Origin of the sequence: Nocardia sp. NPDC056564, assembly GCF_042793755.1 — a bacterium.
In the GTDB taxonomy this organism is placed as follows: domain Bacteria; phylum Actinomycetota; class Actinomycetes; order Mycobacteriales; family Mycobacteriaceae; genus Nocardia.
Map to the genome: position 1 here is coordinate 457,010 of NZ_JBHTUR010000001.1, position 17,754 is coordinate 474,763.

At 62.8% G+C, this 17,754-nt stretch carries 12 protein-coding genes and 1 pseudogene; 3 read left to right on the forward strand and 10 right to left on the reverse strand.

Going from position 1 to position 17,754, the window contains the following annotated elements; all coding sequences use genetic code 11:
• Positions 1–10 precede the first annotated feature (10 nt).
• Complete coding sequence (locus ACFQ9K_RS02140; RefSeq protein ID WP_378982679.1) at positions 11–1,738, reverse strand: hypothetical protein; 1,728 nt, start codon at positions 1,736–1,738, stop codon at positions 11–13.
• Between the two features lie 414 nt (positions 1,739–2,152).
• On the opposite strand from ACFQ9K_RS02140, the gene ACFQ9K_RS02145 reads away from it, so the two are divergent.
• A complete protein-coding gene (locus tag ACFQ9K_RS02145) occupies positions 2,153–2,650 on the forward strand; it encodes a DUF4254 domain-containing protein (protein ID WP_378982789.1) in 498 nt (165 codons plus the stop codon).
• Positions 2,651–2,659: 9 nt separating this feature from the next.
• On the opposite strand, the gene ACFQ9K_RS02150 is transcribed toward ACFQ9K_RS02145, so the two are convergent.
• From ACFQ9K_RS02150 to ACFQ9K_RS02160, 3 genes and pseudogenes are all read right to left on the reverse strand, one after another.
• Entirely contained in the window at positions 2,660–3,328 is a 669-nt protein-coding gene (locus ACFQ9K_RS02150) for a hypothetical protein (protein WP_378721106.1), read from the reverse strand.
• Complete coding sequence (locus ACFQ9K_RS02155) at positions 3,321–4,523, reverse strand: methyltransferase (RefSeq protein WP_378721105.1); 1,203 nt, start codon at positions 4,521–4,523, stop codon at positions 3,321–3,323. Before ACFQ9K_RS02155 ends, ACFQ9K_RS02150 begins: the two co-directional genes overlap by 8 nt.
• A gap of 113 nt (positions 4,524–4,636) precedes the next feature.
• Positions 4,637–5,228 (reverse strand): annotated as a pseudogene (locus ACFQ9K_RS02160) (class I SAM-dependent methyltransferase); the annotation flags it as partial.
• A gap of 1,605 nt (positions 5,229–6,833) precedes the next feature.
• Between ACFQ9K_RS02160 and ACFQ9K_RS02165 the strand changes: the two are divergent.
• The gene (locus ACFQ9K_RS02165; protein WP_378721104.1) at positions 6,834–8,012 is read left to right on the forward strand and encodes a DUF4241 domain-containing protein; all 1,179 of its coding nucleotides are present in this window, start codon (positions 6,834–6,836) and stop codon (positions 8,010–8,012) included.
• A 408-nt stretch (positions 8,013–8,420) separates the two neighbouring features.
• Here ACFQ9K_RS02165 and ACFQ9K_RS02170 read toward each other — a convergent pair whose 3' ends face one another.
• The 3 genes from ACFQ9K_RS02170 to ACFQ9K_RS02180 all read right to left on the reverse strand — a co-directional run bounded on the left by ACFQ9K_RS02170 (position 8,421) and on the right by ACFQ9K_RS02180 (position 13,100).
• Positions 8,421–8,714: an alpha/beta hydrolase gene (locus ACFQ9K_RS02170; RefSeq protein ID WP_378721102.1), complete on the reverse strand. Its 294-nt coding sequence runs from the start codon at positions 8,712–8,714 to the stop codon at positions 8,421–8,423.
• Between the two features lie 552 nt (positions 8,715–9,266).
• Positions 9,267–10,373, reverse strand: a complete 1,107-nt coding sequence (locus ACFQ9K_RS02175; protein ID WP_378721101.1) for a hypothetical protein — start codon at positions 10,371–10,373, stop codon at positions 9,267–9,269.
• Between the two features lie 168 nt (positions 10,374–10,541).
• Positions 10,542–13,100: an ATP-binding protein gene (locus ACFQ9K_RS02180; RefSeq protein WP_378721099.1), complete on the reverse strand. Its 2,559-nt coding sequence runs from the start codon at positions 13,098–13,100 to the stop codon at positions 10,542–10,544.
• Positions 13,101–13,356: 256 nt separating this feature from the next.
• On the opposite strand from ACFQ9K_RS02180, the gene ACFQ9K_RS02185 reads away from it, so the two are divergent.
• Entirely contained in the window at positions 13,357–14,547 is a 1,191-nt protein-coding gene (locus ACFQ9K_RS02185; RefSeq protein WP_378721098.1) for a cytochrome P450, read from the forward strand.
• An 11-nt stretch (positions 14,548–14,558) separates the two neighbouring features.
• On the opposite strand, the gene ACFQ9K_RS02190 is transcribed toward ACFQ9K_RS02185, so the two are convergent.
• From ACFQ9K_RS02190 to ACFQ9K_RS02200, 3 genes are read right to left on the reverse strand one after another with little or no spacing between them, the layout of a single operon-like run.
• A complete protein-coding gene (locus ACFQ9K_RS02190; protein ID WP_378721110.1) occupies positions 14,559–15,017 on the reverse strand; it encodes an SRPBCC family protein in 459 nt (152 codons plus the stop codon).
• Between the two features lie 2 nt (positions 15,018–15,019).
• Positions 15,020–16,417 carry a cytochrome P450 gene (locus tag ACFQ9K_RS02195; protein ID WP_378721096.1) on the reverse strand — a complete coding sequence of 466 codons (1,398 nt, stop codon included), beginning with the start codon at positions 16,415–16,417 and terminating at the stop codon, positions 15,020–15,022.
• A complete protein-coding gene (locus ACFQ9K_RS02200) occupies positions 16,414–17,382 on the reverse strand; it encodes a Rieske 2Fe-2S domain-containing protein (protein ID WP_378721095.1) in 969 nt (322 codons plus the stop codon). The genes ACFQ9K_RS02195 and ACFQ9K_RS02200 overlap by 4 nt, the downstream gene beginning before the upstream one ends.
• Positions 17,383–17,754: the final 372 nt, after the last annotated feature.

A 17,754-nucleotide genomic window follows, 5' to 3' on the forward strand; every position in this document is an offset into this window, starting at 1 on the left:
TGCGGGACCTCTACGCGGAGCCGTTCCACGGAACCAGCGTTACGTAGGTAGGGATGAGCGTGCTGGGGTCCGCCCTTCTGGCCTCGATCGATCGCGCGGCATCGATGAGGAGCGCGTGCAACACCTTCGCGGGTTCCGTCGCGTGGGCATCGTTCAGGACAACGTCGGCGAATGCCCAGCTGACTGCCTTGGCCGGGGCGAAGATGCCGTGCTCGAAGCTGTGGCCGCACAGCTGATCGCGCCACTGTTTATAGCCGCCGACGACACGGCTGAATGTGGTGCGCCGGTAGCCGGTGCGTCCACGGAGGTACTCGGCGATCAGGCGACGTTGCGCGGCCCCGCGGGCAAGCATGCCGCCGGATACATCGAGGACCGTGCCGAGCTCGCAAACAGTCCTCGCATACACCGGACGTTCGGTTGATCCCGCGATCATTGATCCGGAACTTCTTTCCTGACCTACCTTTTCCATCAGCAGCTCCGGGTCCGATGCGAATGCACGATTGAGAACGATCGACCAATGCGGCGTATGCGTGGCATCGGGGCTGCCTGGCTGCGGCCGTGCGCGGACAAGCGCGTTATCGGCGAGCGTATCGATCGTGACCTGGCGAATGTGTGCCAGCGGGGAAGTCCGCAGAACGGTCTCAATTGCGGCCAGGAATTCGGCGACTATAGACTCGTCAAGGTCCGCGGCGTCGAACCCTGCTACGGCTAGATTGTGCTCGGCAGCAAGAGCGTTCGCGGTGTCTGCCAATTTGCCGACCGAACGCCCAGGCCACGGTGTTTTGAGTGGCGCGCTTACCGCTGGCCGATTGTTCCTCTGGCTGCTGCGCCGCCCGGGTTTGTCACCGTGGTTTCTTCGAGCCGGAGACAGCGGCCTGGCAGACTGCAACGGCGAACCGCTGCTCGATGTCCATGGACTCTGGGGTGGTGTACGGTCCCTCGCCGCGCTGATCGCCGGCCGGGCGTGCGAATCCCACGGCGTGGCTGTGGACTGTCGGTTCGGCTCGATCGTATCCCGTGCCGCTGATGGGTTGGTTGATCGCGGCTGGCTGCTGGACGAAATGGTGCCAGCGGGCGGTGCAGCGTTCGCGGCAGGTGTCAGCGCAGCCACGGGAGCGGAACCGGTCGATTCGGCGATCGGAAGGGGTTCATTCGGCTGAGATGGATTCGCGATCGATCCGATGCCGGTGGCACTGCCGGGACCGACCGCTGTCGGTGAGAAAAGGCTATGGTCGAAACCGGGGTTGCCGCCGGCACCCGAAATAGGCTGCGGCGGGCCGGGTTCTAGCTGGGTGGCACTGAGCGATGCGGTCGGCTGTTGCGTGAAAAGTTTTGGCGCGGATGCATTTTGGCTGATCGGCAGGGCGGAGTCGGCTGGCGATCGCCAGCCGACCTCCGGTGACGAGTGTCCGCGGCCGGCGGTGAGGTCCGATTTCTCCGGATTCTGTATCAGAGTCGCGTTGGCCAGGTCCTGGTGTTCGAAATCGGCGGCGGCGGTGGCAATGTGGTGTCCGAAGTCGTTCAAAGCCTTCGCCAGCTGGTGCAAGGCGGCGAGCCCTCGGTCGGCGTCAGGTTTGTAGGTCTGCTCGAACGCCTTGCCGGTTTCGTCGTCACCCCAGCATCGCCCTTCCTGAGCAAGGGCGGCCTGCAGCTGCTCAAACGTTCGCCGGGCTTGCTGGCCAAGGGCCTGGAACTTGGCTCCGTTGGCCCGCAGTCCGTCCGGATCGATCCACAGCATACCTACCCCTGGTCGCGTGCCGTGCTCGGCTGCCCCCATCGAAAGCTGTCGATTGGCATTTTCGCACGCGAGCAGCGGAGCGGTTTCTCAGCGCTGGGAAAGGTGCTGTGTTCAATGTATCGAACTGGTACCTACCGGTGTTCGGGTGTCGTTTCGACCTCGGTTTCATGAATAACTTGAAACGGCAGCAGATTTTGCCGGATCGACGGTGTATTTCTCGGTACTGGGAACAATCTGCCGCATCTCGGCTCGTAGCCTGGATTTCGTTGTTCCTCCGGTTTGCCTGAGTGCATTTCTGATTTGCGAGTAGATCGGCTGGGCCGGTAGCAGAATCAGCAGCGCGCCTGTGACGCTGTGAATGGTGGTTTTTTCATGAACAATGCATATACAGACTTTCCACTTCGGCGCCGCCTCATGGTGGAGGGCACGTCGGCGCATCGCGTCGATCCACTGTTGACCGCCGGGGAGCTGCTGAGTTCGATCCGTGGCCCGCGTGGTAGCCGGCACCCGTTGGCTCGATGGGCGAGCGAACTCGCAGACTTGCATCGGACGGCTGATCCCGACGCCGTGGCATCCAATCCCGCGTTCAACCGTGCACGCGCTGACCTCGTCCACTCGATCGATCTGTGGATCGAACGTCTTGTACCGCAACATCGCCGCGGCGGAACGGTGCACACCGAAACAATGGGATCTGTAATCGACCGGATCGCTGCGGCGCAGGTACGAGCGGAAGCCGCGTTGAATCACTCGACTGGCGTGGCAGAACCTTTGGTGCACGCCGCGTGGCATCACCTCGCGGAATTGGTCGACGGGTACAACGATCTCGCGGCGGCTGTGATCACAGGAGCGCGCCGGTTGCCTGCGCCCCGCGGAACAACGTTGACTAGTGGCGACAATGAGCATGCCGGGTGAGCGGTGCGTTCATCGATGGTCCGAGCCATCCAGCGCAGGGAAGATCGCCTTGCCTTTTCCGATCCAGATCGCCACCCCGGCGGTTCGGGCTGCGGCTTGATATGGCGGTAGTCGCTCGCCCTCGGCGACTACCTCGACGCTGACCGCACCTGGGGTGTACTGCACCGACGATTGAATAGTGCTGACGTCAGCGCCTTCTACTACTTCCAAGACATATATTCGGCCCTGCGACACCGGGGACTCGGGACCTATCGGTAGCCGTCGCGCTTGATACAGCGTGCGTGCCCGGTGTTCTGGATCGCACGCGGCCCAGCGCAAGACATGGTCGACGTTATATGGGTCGGTCTGTGGCCCGAGATCCGGAACAAAGCGATACCACGGGGAAGCGGTGGCGGCGATTTTCGGTATCTGCTCGCGCAACTCATTGGGCTGGAAGATCATTCGGTCGAGCAATCGGCCCTCGTGGTCATCGAGTCCGACGCCGTCCCGCGCTAGCTGCTCCATCAGGACGTCGACCATTGCCGCGTGTTCCCGCGCGCCTAGCAGGTACCGCATCGCCGCCAGAGTCCCGTCGTTGAGCCGCCCAGCCAGGCGTCGAAGCAACTCGACCGACAATTCGACCCAATCCGGAGGCGTGAACCGCTCTACCGCAGCTTTAGGGTCGTTCGGGTCAGGCACGGTGTTCTCCCGTCGAGCTCGTGGTCAACTGCCCTGGCTTACGGCCGTACACCATTGATGTCGGCCCGATCAGATGACGTTGTTCGATATCGATGAAGCCGGCGTCACGAAGCCATCCAGTGCATTGAGTCGTGGTGGCTTCGAAGCCTTCCCGCGTCTCCAACATGATGTTCACGCTCGACAAATAGCTGGTGAGATTGTCTCTTCGGCCCGGGCGGACCATGGCGTCGTAGACCAGCAGCGCTCCGCCGGACGGCAGTGCGGCGTATGCCTTACCGATCAATTCACGCCGCGTGGCTTCGCTGTAGCCGTGTAGCAGATGCCCGAAGCAGATGACATCCGCAGTCGGCAGGGGGTCGACGTGCATATTTCCGGAGATGAACCGGATTTGGTTGCTGAGTCCGAAGGAGGCGACATAAGCCTCGAAAATCGGTCCCACGGCGGCGAGATCGAGGCTGGCACCGCTGAGGTGCGGATGGGTAAGCGCCACTCTGACCGGTAGTGCTCCTTGTGCGCTGCCGATGTCCACGAATGTACGGAAGTGTTTCCACGGAAAGCGAGCCGCGATCAGCATCGCCTCACCGGTAGAGATTCCGGTCATGCCGGACAGAAAATTCTCCAGTGCCGCTGGATCTCGGTAGAGCGTCGTGAAGAATTCGTTGTCGCCGCGTTCCTCTTCGGCCTCCGGGCAACCCGTACGGAGCAGATGGCCTAGCCCGGACCATAGTTCGTACAGTCGCTTGCTCGAGAGTTCGAGCAGCCCGCCGACATAGCTCGGTTTGCCTCGGTCCAGGAACAGCGCCGCCTGTCGGGAATTCGCATAGCGCCCGTCCCGCTCGCGGCGCAGCAGGCCGATCTCTACCAGGGCCTCGAGGGCTGGCCCGGCCGCGCGCTGATGCCAGCCGAGCTTCGCGATCAGCTCGTTCTTCGCGAGCGAGCCCGTCGCCAGTTCTGTGAACAACCCGTCCTCGACCGCAAGCAGCACGACGCGCGAAGACCAGAATGTCATCCCCGCCTGCAGAACATTCAGCGGATTGGCGAACTTCCGCAGCACGGGCCCCACAGCTCGGCTCTGAAACGCTCGCATCAGGAGTAGATCGCGCCGCCGGTCGGCGACCGGATCGGCGGCCGGATCGCCACCGCCGCGCATCGAAGGTGTCGTCTTGTCCGCGGTTGAGCGATCCAAATTTGGCATCACGCTGCTCCTCCGACCTGACAGATGTTCGGCTACCGTGTGACGTGATTCTCACAGCAGACGAATCTTCTTCTCGCGGTTGGGAAGTCCCGGCGGGACAGTGGGGCGAACTGTCATGGCTCCCGCCACGGACGCAGTGGCACCATGGCGGTCCCGCGCTTGCCAAGTTTTTACCGCGGGAGTTTGGACGACATCACGTTCGAATTCGAGGCGGAATCCGGCCATGTACAGGCTCCAGACCTTCGCGGTGGTTTCGCCTACCTCAGCGATGCAGCCGACCCAGTTCGCGACGAGTTTGTCGCACCACGCGGCCAGCGTTAAGGTAAAGTGCTCCCGTAGGCTTTCTTCGTGCCGCAGGTCGAATCCACATGTTCCTGGATTTCCGAGATGATCCCATCCCATCCGCACCGATGTCGAACAGCGGGTCCCAATATCTCATCGATGGGCCGGGGACGCGCTCATAAAACGCGTTGAATATGTTTGTAGCGGAGCGATCTTTCGCAACCTGTCCCAGCCGAGCCTGCGTACCACGCGTGCGACCTCTTTGGCGGACGGGCGCCGGACACGCAGGTCGTCCATCGCTTCGAGTAGCGGGTACGGATCACCTGGGTGGAACCCAGAGGCACGTAAGTCACCCGCGATATAGGCGCGAGCCATCCCGAGGTACTCCGGTGCGGTTGCGGAGTACGTTGTGCCCTGCGGAGTCACGCGCTGTGCCGCCTCCGAAGTCGCTTCGAACAGTCGATCTGCTGGTGGTCGTCTGGATTCCAGCCCTCCGATGCCTACGGATCGTTGTCGTACCTCCCTGCGAAGGCCGAGGTCGAGTCGACATCGAAAACGGTTCCACCTAACTCTGGGCTGGTCGGCGGCGGGCCGTGCTTCGTCGGCATCAAGAGGATCGAATCGTGTTGGGCGATAGCTGAAAACACGTGCCCGTCGATGTCGCGAGGGCGCACGCTGACTTGGTGCGTCATTTTTTCACGACCAAAGCCAGATTTCCAGACCATCGAGGATGAGAAGGGTCATCGAGTTGCATATGTAACCATGCGTCGGCCGTTGTGCTGAATGTCATTAATTCGCCGAGGCACAAGGAATTGTGTGTCGCCTGAGACGGCCGCACCGAAATCGCCTGTCGCGAACGCCGTCGCGTTGGAAGCACGCAAGATCGGCGAATCCCTACCCGCCACACTAGCTGCGCCTGGCCGAGGCAGGGTGTGAAGGACAATTCGCACGTATTAAGGGTGCCGATAATACTTGCCACGTCTGGGAAGTCATTGAGTTAGCGGAAGGGTAAGCCAGCATCACAAATTCGGGGGCACCACTGTCGACCGCCTCCGCGTCTAGGGGTCAAGCGGGATATGCAGCGCGACAATGGAACCGCATACCCCGTCCGAGTGGAAATTAGGGACACATCGGCGGTCCCAGGTCGCACGATATACGACCGGAGAGACTGGACAAGATTTTCGCCGAACCAGAGGCGGAACCTGAACCAGCAGCATCAATCGGCTGTACCTCATGGGCCGTGTTTTCCGCCGGCTCCAAAGTGAGCCCGGGGGCTGCCGCGGCACTACCGGCCCCCATTAGCGCGCCCGTCGCAATCGCACCCGCCACAAGATAATTCGCCATTGTTCGTCTCATCGATACCTTCGTCCAATCGGTGGCGGCGCAACATTCGTCGCCATGTCCGCCCCAGGCTAGGGGATCACACCAGCGCTGTACAACCCCCATTTTTGCCGTCATCGGTTTTCGATCACGTACACGTCGCTCGTTCCGGCCGAAATGCATAGTCGACGCCAGGCTCCCCGCTAGAGGGAATATGTCTCTGTTGCAATAAGACAGCAGAGCTTGATTCACTGGTTCGGTGTGCGATGAAGCTCGACCAGACATTCGACGATCAGGTGTCCGATTAATTTTGGTGTGGTAGCTCCGATCCGATATCTGAGCATCCTTCAGCGAGCCAAGTGACGGCAGAATATGGTCTACCTGGGACGTTGGGTTGTTGGCATGTGTAAGTGGTGGGTTAGGAGAACCCTCAAAATTGTCCTGGATACCAGCGCTGTTCCCAATGCCGAGAAGCTGACAGCCTGGTGCCGATTGGACAGGCGCCAAAATGCGGGAGGGTGTTCCTGAACGGGCAGTGACGGCGCAGGCTTGCGGGCATGAGAAAGTAGGGACCACAGGTGACATATCCGATAGCAACGACCATCGAGGTGTCCTACGCATCGGGCTGGGACCTGGCCACCAGGTCGGCACTCTCCGCTGGGGAGACCTGGGGCCGACCGGCGCGACCGCCAAGGCCAGCCCTACGTCGTGGTCTTCAGCACACCGCAACAGAACTACCCCCTCGAGGTGCACCTGATCTCCTGGCCTGACTATTACCTCGGTGTCTGGGCCTACGACGAGCAGGGTCGGCGGATCGCTGGCGCGGACCTGCGATTGATCGAGCCGGACCGGCTGTTTCTGCGTCAGTTGGAGCTCTGGCGCTACGCCACTACGGAGATGCCCGAATTCGCCAGGAACGCGGCCAGGGACTACCTGTCCCATCCTGGCCCCGACGGCCCGGGAAGCTATCGGCTCGAACTGCAAGGCGATGCCGGTCCTTCTACTTATCCAGGGTGGCCGAAAGAGAACCAGATCTGGCGGCCCAGACCGCGATCCGGTGAGCACACCTTGCTACTCGGTGAGTTCACCCACCAGACCACTGGCCCTATGGACTACAGCGAAACGCCGGTACCCGCACTACTGCGGCGATCGTTATCGCTGATGCCCGGTGGCGCGTGTGCCTGGAAGCCGCCCCGCCCGGCACTGCCCGGTCAGCTCGGCGCCCTCTTCCAACCGGGCACTCGGATCGCTTACGGGGCACAGATCAATGGTGCAGATACGGAGATCGTCACCATCGTAGATCCTGTCGAAATCGGGGAGATGAGTGTCCCCAGTGGAAGACTCATCGTCGATAGGGCCTATGTTGATCAAGACCGCCCCAGCCGACGAGTTCGTGAGCTGTGCGAGCAGATCCCTGCGGGAACCTACCGTGTCCAGGCCGCGATGACCCGCACGGACTGGGAGTTCCAGGGCGAAACCGGGTTCAATATCGGCTCGTGTGCGGTTCGGTTGGTTCTCGCGCCCGAACAGGTGGCCACGTGGGAACTGGCCGTCTGTGCAGACGACGATGTGCGGCTGCTCGAGGACGGGCGGGTCGTCGGCTGGATGATGGACAACTACGATCACGGATGCTTCGCTGACGCTGCGGCCTGGGAGACACTCGCGGACCGATTTGCCTGCTTCTACGACGATGATGACGACGACGGAATCGAACGTCTCACCGACGAGTTCATCCGCGTTCACGACGACGCCACCGACGCGGACATGATCGCATTCCCCGCCGGAGGCGACACCCAAAACCCCGTATGGCTCGGACGCGCGGAATCCGGTCAAATCGTGACCATCCTCGCCCCCCAGTATCCCCTCGACACCGTCCGAGTCCTGTAAGCCTCCTTTCCCTTCACGACCCACCGCCTCCAATCCCAGAAGGCCCGCACTGACCCGACCACGAACCGCTGCCCTACAGACGACCGACCACGCCTTGTGTAACGCCCAGCTGGTGGTGCCGGACTGCCACTGCACCGCCGCACCTGCGCAAGCCGCCAGATCGCAGGTGGTGCCGCCGGGCCATCAGCACCCCATGCGCACGGAACCGCATCACGAACGCCCGCTTGCTCATGTCCAAGTGGACCCGCCGCGACGGTGCAGCACAACCGGGACACGGTGCGTGTTCGTCGGCGGTGGCGGCGTAGATCCGGACTGTGGAACCGGCGGCACGAACACACCGATCTCCAGCCCGTCGAGATGCGGAAACAAGATCGTCAGCACTTCCAGATGAGAGCACCGCCCCTTCCTTCAACCACCCAGTGCCCCAGCAGATCTCGACCTGGGCCAATCACGAAACGTGTGCCAGATCCCAAAGATCGCGAACAAAGTCAGCACGCCGACCAGGTGCAGATCTGCGGCGCGCTCTACACCAGCACCGGCGCTGCCCATGAAGACGAGGTTGTCGGCGTGCACCGGCTGCGTAGCCGCGTGGCCGGCGGTGACGGCTACATAGGAGTAGCCGACAACCGTGTTCGTAGATGCACGACCCTGGTGTGTGATACGTAAAATACGCAGATAACCTGCGAGCCGCGGCCCGTGCAATCACCCTGGAAGGCGAAACATCGGCAACAAATGAGAGGTATCTGCCTGCCCATCCAGTCGGTGCATGTGGTGAACGCGAAATTTCGGAGTAATGGCCTTTGGCCTCGATATCTACGTTCGCGTCGGCCCAGCCTTGCAACATCGCGAGAGTCTGCCGGTTGTAATGGTCACGATCGACCTGGGGTATGCCGTCGCGATTTCCGATGAATAGGTCGGCGCGGTGCAACAGGTCCTTTTCTTCAGCGATAGACCGGACCATAGCGTGTGCAACCGACGAGGGTCCGGTCGCAACCCGAGATCGGGCGTTGGAGACGGCAAAAAGCTTCGGCGATCCGCGAGGCGCGCCGACCGATGTGATCCGCAGTACCGGCTTCGGCGTGTAGCTCACGCAGCTGCTGACCTGTTCGACGATAGATGGACTGGCCCGGTCCGACGCTGAGCTCATGTAGTCGTTGTGCGACGGCACGGGGCGTCTACCAGCGAAGGTCCGGAAAGATAGCAACCATCGTGACGGATCCTCGCAGCTGGGAAGCAGCAACTACGCAAGGCCCCTCAATGAGCATCTGGTTGTGCTGTGGAGCAAAGCGGGACGACTACTAGGTCGGCATGGCGGATATCGTCATACATGTTCAGAATGGGATCGACGTCCAAGGCTCGACGGTCGTTTTGGCGCAAGTGGTCGAAGTGATCGAGGATGTCACCTGCGCGTAGATACATGTGGTCGACGGGGTTCAGTTGCCGTTCGTCTGCCCACCTGGCTCGGGCTCTGGCGTAGCGCCGCAGGAACACGATGTCGACCCTCGGATTGCCCGGTGAGTTCGTACGGCCGTTCGGTGCGTGCAGCCAGTGCATTTCGGTGAGCAGCAGCTCGGGGAGCAGTACTTCGGTCATGATTTCGTCGGCGGTTGGGCGGCCTCGGCGCTCGCGGTCTCCGATCATCCCCAGTGCGGCAGCGATTCCCGCGAGCTCCTCGAAGGTGGCACTCGACATCCATTGACGGAGACCGAGGTTCGTCGCGCGCTGCCGCAGTGATTCCGCATCGGGAAGACCAGGGCCGGGATCGGGGAGCATACGGCGGCGCTGCCGGAACACGGTCTGAGCCACGTCGATGAAAATGGCCCACCACAGCCCGAAGTTCATCTCAGCCTGACCCTTCGGTTCCACACCTGCGTGGCCGCGTGGGAGAGCCATCGCGACGACTTTCCGGCCCAGTGCCGGATCACTGAGTGTTTCGAGATCGAGAGAAATGCCGTTGTCACGCAGGAAGGTCAGGGACCACCAGAAGATGTGCGCTTGCAGCCACTGCCGACCCTGTGCCGCGCCGTAGGTCGCGCGGAACAGCCTGATCAATTGTTGAGGGTCGGCCAGTTCAGTACCGCGCAAGCGTGGTGCGCGCGCGGCCGGCAACGTCGGCGTCGGGCGCGCGGGCACCGACCTGGACGCTTCGATGAGCGAAATCGCGGACACCAATGCCCACGTGCCCTCGAGTAGCAGAAAGCCCCAGTCTCGCTGGAGAAATGCGAGCACAGCGAGAAGCGCGCCGCCTGCAGCGTTGACTGTCAGATACAACTTCGAGGCATCGGTGATGACACCGCGTTGTGCCGCGACAAACCCGCAGAGCAACAGCAACGCACCGACTACCTGCAAGAGTTGACTCATACACGTCGCCTTCTACGCCGAGTTGATCATGTGGAGACGGCGACAAGCCTGCTCCTCACCGCGCGTCGGCGCATCAGTGAGTGCATAGGGCTGGATTTACGACTACCTAGGTAAGTGGCGGCGCGACGTGGTCTGTGAGACTTACTGCGGCATCGGGTCGGCCGGAAATTAAGACTCGGCTCGCGCGGCCTCGATCGCAGGGATACGGTGCGTGCCGAAACGTTCGGGCTTGCGCGCGGATTCGGTTCGGACATGGTGGATTTCGTGCTCGGGGACGAACCGGACGATGTCCTCACGCGATGCGATCGTCAGTTTGCGGAAGATGGATGTCATCTGGGTGTCGACGGTTTTGGCCGCGCTGCCGCGGCGGGCCGCGATCGCCGTGTTGGTCCATCCTGCGGCGGCCAGAATCGCGACCTGCTGTTCGGCCGCGGAGAGTTCGGCCCAGTGCATCGGACTGCTTCTGCGTAGCGGTTGTGTCGCGGCGGTTCCTGACGCCAACGTACCGAGGGCCAGGCGCTGAACCTCGGCGAACTCCGGTCGCAACGCGGCGCCGTCGGCTGCTGCCGCGGCATACTTTTCGGCGCCGAGCACGCCGCGCGCGATGCCGATCGCCCGTTCGGTCTCGGCTGTGTAGGTCGAGATAGTGGTCAGATCGCCGCCGAGATCGGCACGCAATGTCGCCGCTCCGCCGACGAGGCGCGCGATTTCGGTGGCCAATGCTCGAAGCCGTTCCCGCCCTGCGCTTCCGGATGAGGTGAGATCGGTCAGGATGCGCGCCAGGCACCACGTGCGAACATGCACGGACCACCACGCCCCCCACCGATCGGCATGGTGCGTTTGGTATTCGAGGGCCGAACGCGCGAATACCAGTGCGTCATTGGGATTTCCGTGTTTGGCGAGCGCGATCGCTGCGGCGGTCTCCGCACCGGCTCGGGCCCAGGCGGCTCCTGCGGCACAGACGGTATCGAGATGCCGTTGGGTCGTGTGCAGTGCCTGTTCAGCGGGCCCGAGCAAGCCTGCGGCCAAGGCCTCGACCAATTCCGCCCTGACCTCACCGCCGCGGTCGCGGAGCTGATGAAATTTCTCCCTGGCACGAGCCAGGACAGGAATCGCCCGCGGATCGCCGTCCGCCATGAAAAGCTCCGCGCCCCAGGCGAAATCGACTGCGGCCGGCAAGTTCGGATCGGTGTGCGGCTTGCCGCGCCAGCCATCGTCGGCGTTGCCGGTGCACGCGGCGACGCACTCGTCCAGTAACCGCGCCGCGGCTTCGTGATCGCCCTGGCACTGGCAGAGCCAGCAGATCAGAGCTGTGGCGTTGATATACAGGTCACTTTGTTTCGGAATGCTCCCTCGCGCAACCGCGAGGGAGCGCTCGGTCCAGCGGCGCGTCTCCAGTAGCGATCCGCGAAAGAACGGTCCGCGCAATGCGATCAGGCCGGCAGAGATCTCTAATCCGAGCGCAGCGGCCTCAGGGTCGGTGAGGCTGCCCTCGATGGCAGTCAGAATGTTGTCCCATTCCGCGCGGGACCAATCGAGCAATTCCTGCTCAGCTGTGCCCACCCAGTGCTCGGCGGCGGCGACCACTTTGTCGCGAAAATATTTGCGGTGCCGTGCGGCCAACCGCTGTGGTTCGGCGGCGGACCGTTGTTCCAGGCGTTGCCTGGCGAAGACGCGGATCGTCTCCAGCAGGAAGTATCGGACCGCATGCGGTGTCCGCTGCACGGCGACCAGGGACTGATCGACGAGGCGGTAGAGCAAGTCCTCGATCTCGTCGGTGGCCAGCGCCGGCGCTGTGGCGTTATCGTCATCGCCGCAGACCGATTTGATCGCGGCAAGATCGACACCACCTTCATGGCGCCGATACGCGGTGATTTCCGCGGGATTCGAGTCGCATCCCGCCGCGAAGGTCGACATCCGTTCGAGCAGTAGTCGCTCTTTTTCCTGACATAGGTCATAGGACCAGGCAATAGCGTCGGCGATGCTCCGGTGGCGCGCGTCGACGCCGATCCGGGTGCCCTGTGACCAGCGAGTCCGCCGGTCGTCGACGCCACCGGTGAGATCGTGCAGCAGGACCGACAGCGGTTGCCGAATCAGTCGACCGGCGGCGAGTTGGACGTAAAGCGGGTTGCGGTGCATGTGGTCGCATATTTGGCGGGCCAGTTGGAGCTGCCTATCCTCGACCGGATGGCCGGTCAGCTCGGCGCGCTTGCGGAACAGCTCGACGGCCTGAGCATGCGACAACGGCGGAACGGTCACGATGCGCTCGTCGGTCCAGCCGATCGGTTCACGACTCGTCGCCAGGATCGTGAGGCCCGGTACCGCCTCTAGCAGATCCGCTATCACCACGCCCGCGCCGAGCAGCACGTGTTCACAGTTGTCGAGCACGAGCATGCTCGGCAGGGGGCGGCCCACCGCGTCGATCCGGGTGAATGTGTCGACCAGGCTCAGCCATTCAGAGCTGTCGGCGGATTCTTGATCGAGCACTGCCCGGGTGATCTCCTGGGCTACCGCGGTCGCCGGTGCGTCCGTACCCAACCTCGCCAATCGCACCCATACCACCGGTGTGCGCCGAGCCTTCTGGATACGTTGCACGGCCTCTGCGGCGAGGCGCGTTTTGCCGATCCCTCCCGGCCCGACCAGCGTGACCAATCTTGGCTGTCCGAGCAGCAAACTGCAGAGCTCGTCGAGCTCCTGGTCGCGACCGACAAAGGCGTGCGTCGCCACTGGGGGGAACCCTACGCGGCCGATACCCCAATTCCGCGAGTCAGTACCGATTGCCATGTTCTACACCTCCACCCCATAAGGGTGGCGTGTGCGAACAGCATGGCGGTCACCAGCACAGAGAACAGTGCTGGCCAGCGGTTTTGCGGCTTCCGGCCCCTTAAGAGGGTTTGCGCCGATTTCTCGGAGGATTACCTGATGCGTACCCATGCCACGGGTGATGATTGTTCGAGTGTGTACTCGGGCGTGGAGGTCGCCGATGGTCGATGAGCAGATGCCGGCGCGCAAGGTCGACCGTGGCGCCGAACGCAGCGGGTGTCCGGTCGAACAGCTCCCCGACGGCACTTGGCTGATTCGTGGCTACGATGCGGCGACGATCTTGCTGCGCAGCACCGACACGGCGCAGGCCGGGCTCGGTGTCGAGACGGTCGCGATGTTGCCGAAGCGCATCCGGAGGCCGGTGCTCTATCAGGATGGCGCCGATCATCGAGAACATCGGCGACAGACCGCACGGTACTTCACGCCGCGCTGGGTGGATGAGCACTATCGCGGCGTTATGAATCGGGCCGCCGTGAAGCAGATCGATCGGTTCCGAGCCGCCGGACGAATCGAGTTGTCCGACTTGGTCTTCCCGTTCACGATCGAGGTGGTGGCGACGGTTGTCGGGCTGACCGAGAGTCGCAGCGGCCTGCAACGCAGGCTAGATCGGTTCTTTCCCGCCGAGCAGCGGGCCGCGCCCGGCCTGTCCAGTGTGCAGGGGATCCGGTCGACGATCCGGCAGGGTTCCAGCTGGCTGCGGGTCTATTTCGGGGATGTGCGTCCGGCCACCCGGGCACGTCGTCAGGAACCTCGAGATGATCTGATTTCGCATCTGCTCGAGCAAGGGTGGACCGACAGCGAGATCGTCGGCGAATGCCTGACATTCGCGGCGGCCGGGATGATCACCACCCGGGAATTCGTGAATGTCGCCGCGTGGCATCTGTTCACCGACGCCGGCTTGCTCGAGCAGTATCGAGCCGCGCCCCAAGACGACCGACTCGCCATCTTGCGCGAGATCCTGCGCCTCGAGCCGGTAGTGGGAAATTTGCAGAGACGCACGACCGCGGCTGTCGAGGTGCCGGATGGTGAGGGATCGGTCACCATACCGGCTGGAAACCTGATCGACATCGCTCTCGATGTCGCCAATATCGACAAGAAGACGATAGGTCCGCAGCCGTTGACGGTATGGCCGCACCGACAGTCGGTCGATGCGGGCCTGTCATTCGGTACCGGTCCGCATCGCTGTCCAGGCGCGCACATCGCCGTGCTGGAGACGGATGTCTTCCTCTGGAAATTGTTCGAACTGGATGGCGTGCAGATGGTTTCACCACCCCACGTTTCGTTCGACGACGTGCTGGGGAGCTATATGCTTCGAGGGCTCACTGTGGCGCTCTGCGGCGAACCGGCATGACATCGAAGGTGTCACCCTGGCGGGGTGATGTTTTCGGCGCGCTCCTTCAGCGCTTGGTTGAGCTCACGGTAGCGTTGTTCCAAGTCCGTGAGCTGTTTGCCGGCAAAGGGGATGATCAGGCCGGACAGTTGTTCGTGGTGGCGCACGTCGGTGCCGTCACCGTCAGGCGACAGGTCGAACCCGTGCCGGCCGTCCGCCAAACGGGGGATGGCAAAACCGCCGCCCCACAACAAGGTTCGCGGCGCCTCCACGACGTACACAGTCACCGAGAAAATTCGAGGCGCACGGCGCGCGGAGAACTTCGTGTGCAGCGACAGCTCGGCGCCGGGTTCGGCGACACCGTCCACCGCGACAAAGAACGGATTCCATTCGGGGTAGGCAGCGAAGTCGATCAGCACCGCCCACACTCGCTCTGGCGGAACGGCCACGTCGATTCGGGTGTCTATGTGCCGGACCGGAAGGGTGCGCATTGTCACCGGCTGACGAGTCGGGCCGGCGTCGGGCTGCCGGGATAGGTCTGGTGTACCCGCTCGCGCCGAACGGGCAGTTCTGCCAGCAAGTGCAATCGATGGCGTTGGAGCAACTCGTCCACTACGGAGCCCGTCACGGTCTCGCTGAAGCGTTGAGCGACACAGCCGAACGGGCCACGACCGAATGTCGCGACCTTCGGTGCGGGATCGCGAAGGTACCGGTCCGGGTCGTAGGTATCGGGCTGGTCCGAGACGCGGTCGGCCTCTCGATTGAGGGTGCCGGGGAAGACGCCTACGGCCTGACCTGCCGGTATGTGATAGGTCGTACCGTCGTGCACGAATTCGTATGGTTTGTCGAGATAGCGGATCAGCGATGAGACGGGATGCATCCGTACGGTTTCCATGAGACACCTGCTCAGCAGTTCCTGCCGCGCCGGCCGACTGTCGAGAGTGACCAGCCGCTCCTGTAGTCGTGGCCGCTGGAGAACGTCGATCAGCGTCCAGTACGTGTAGGTGCCCGGGTAGGTGGTGGCGTTCCACAGCACGTACATGAACATCCAGAGGCGGTCGGCGTGGGACAGCGGTGCATCGTGTAGTCGCGCCATGTCGATGGCCCGCATGAGCGGAGATCGCGCGTCGCCGAATGCGGGCAGCTCGTCGCGGATCATCCGGTAGAGCTTGCGAGTCGCGTGGAACTCGGGCATCAGGTAGTGAAATGGTGTGATGGACAATGTGGTGCGCGGAATGTCGATGCCGTCACCGATATTTCGGTAGTAGGTGGTGAGGCGATCGCCGAGTCTGTCCCACAGTTCATCGCCGAGGAAGTAGCGGCAGGTGACTTCGTACACGATCGGATGTACGGCCGCGGACAGGTCGACGGTTCGCGACCACTGCGTGGTGTGCCGTTCAACGATCTCCGCCACGGTGTCCGGAAGGTGGCTCACCGCGGTGCCCGGCAGCATCTCGGCCATCAACCTGCGGCCGAGCAGAATGAGTTCCTGCAAGGTTTCTGGGCCGGTTCGCTCGCGTGGGAACCAATAGCCGACGGTCGGCACCCGGTGCAGCACTTCTCCGATGCCCGCGTGATCGGTCGGCAGGCTGAGTACCCGTTGATAGTGTTCGCCGCTCAACAGGAAGGTGAAATCGTAGATGCTCGGCACTCGCAGCGTGAAGACATCGCCGTAGCGCGCGCGGTTGCGCACCACCAGGCCGACGGGATCGGTGATCACCGACTTCAACCGGCTCAGCACACCGATGACCGGAATGCTGTCCGCACCGGCTCTCGCCAACGGCGCGGCGGTCGTGCCATCCGGTGTGTGAACCGGACGGCGGAACCACCATTCGATTGCCACCGCGCCCGCCGCGGTCGCAGCGATTCCCCACTGTTTGAGCGCGATCATTGTTCGACTCCTTCGGGATAGAACTGTCGCGCCCAGGCGCGGTATTGAGCGATCGGGCCGTCGCCCGCGGCGAGCGCCGGACGGCCGAGGTACTTCTTGTGATCCCAGATCACCTGGTCACGGCGCAGTTCGCCGACGACGGTGCGGAGCACGAGCCGCTCGATGAGTGCCTCCGGCGGTGCCCAGACTGAACGACCGAGGCGGCCACGGCCACGAGAACGCAGTTGCGTGCCTATGTAGACGTCGACCTCACGTTCGCCTATCGGCGTGGTGAGCACGAGTTGGCGTATGGCCCAGCCCGCGGCGACCTTCAACTCGACGAGCGAAAAACCCAATCCGTCAACTCGGATATAGATTTCAGTGGCGATACCATTGAGCATCGGGACCGGCCGGGTGAAGGCGTAACGGGTGCGTAGACGCGGCCCGTCCACGAGCAGCGGTTCTACGACACGTGAGTCGGTGAATCCGTGCAAGACGCCGAAGTGGCCGAAGTCGACGCTGTTTTCCGTCACCTCTTGCGGATGGCTGTGGAAGCGAAGCCTTTTCGTGCGCATGGTGCGCCAGCCGGGCGCGGTCGACGGCGGCTCGACCTCCCACGGATCCTGTCCGGGCGGCCCGTGCCACACCAGCACCACCCCGCACACCTCGCGTAACTCGAGCAAGCCCAGGCGAGCCGCGGGCGGGGGAGGTCCATAGGGCGAATGGATGCACCGCCCTCCGACCGAGAAGCGGAATCCGTGGAACGGGCAGCGCAACTCTTCGCCGATCACAGTGCCGCCGTGCCCGAAATGCGCGCCCATATGGGGGCAGTAGGCTTCGGCCGCACGGGGGGTGCCCGATGCTGTACGGAAGACAACGATCTGGCGATCCATGAACTGTCGGGTCAGCAGTCCGCGCGCTCTGAGCTCGTGGGAAAAGGCGACCGCGAACCAGCCGTATGGATAAGGTGGTGGTGCATCGGCCAAAGCCCTTGCCGTAAGTGGTGCGATCGGTGAAGCCTGTCCAGGCCTTGACCGCGGAACCGCTTCGTTGACTGTCATCGGCGTCTACCCAATCTCATCGAACCTATCGAGCTTCGCCGGTTCTTTCTCGGCTACCTGCTATGACGCGATGAAAGCTACTGGACAGGCAGCGGTTGCTCAATCGGCAATGGAAATAGGTAGTCGATATACGTGGTCCACCTGATGCCCAGTGCCGGTCGTACGGACATCGCCATGCGCGGCCGCTCCGAATCTTCCATGGCTCAAGGCTGCAATCCAGCACTTGCCAGGCATGGGAATAGCGTTCGGGCTGTGGCGATTGATCTTGTTAGGTTCGTTATGTGGCGCAGTTGTCAT

Bases quoted from the DNA above. Each gene is read 5' to 3' on its own strand.
- ACFQ9K_RS02140 (WP_378982679.1), bottom strand. From the start codon at position 1,738: ATGCTGTGGATCGATCCGGACGGACTGCGGGCCAACGGAGCCAAGTTC.
- ACFQ9K_RS02190 (WP_378721110.1), bottom strand. From the start codon at position 15,017: ATGCGCACCCTTCCGGTCCGGCACATAGACACCCGAATCGACGTGGCC.
- ACFQ9K_RS02155 (WP_378721105.1), bottom strand. From the start codon at position 4,523: ATGCCAAATTTGGATCGCTCAACCGCGGACAAGACGACACCTTCGATG.
- ACFQ9K_RS02175 (WP_378721101.1), bottom strand. From the start codon at position 10,373: ATGAGTCAACTCTTGCAGGTAGTCGGTGCGTTGCTGTTGCTCTGCGGG.
- ACFQ9K_RS02185 (WP_378721098.1), top strand. From the start codon at position 13,357: ATGGTCGATGAGCAGATGCCGGCGCGCAAGGTCGACCGTGGCGCCGAA.
- ACFQ9K_RS02145 (WP_378982789.1), top strand. From the start codon at position 2,153: ATGGTGGAGGGCACGTCGGCGCATCGCGTCGATCCACTGTTGACCGCC.
- ACFQ9K_RS02195 (WP_378721096.1), bottom strand. From the start codon at position 16,417: ATGATCGCGCTCAAACAGTGGGGAATCGCTGCGACCGCGGCGGGCGCG.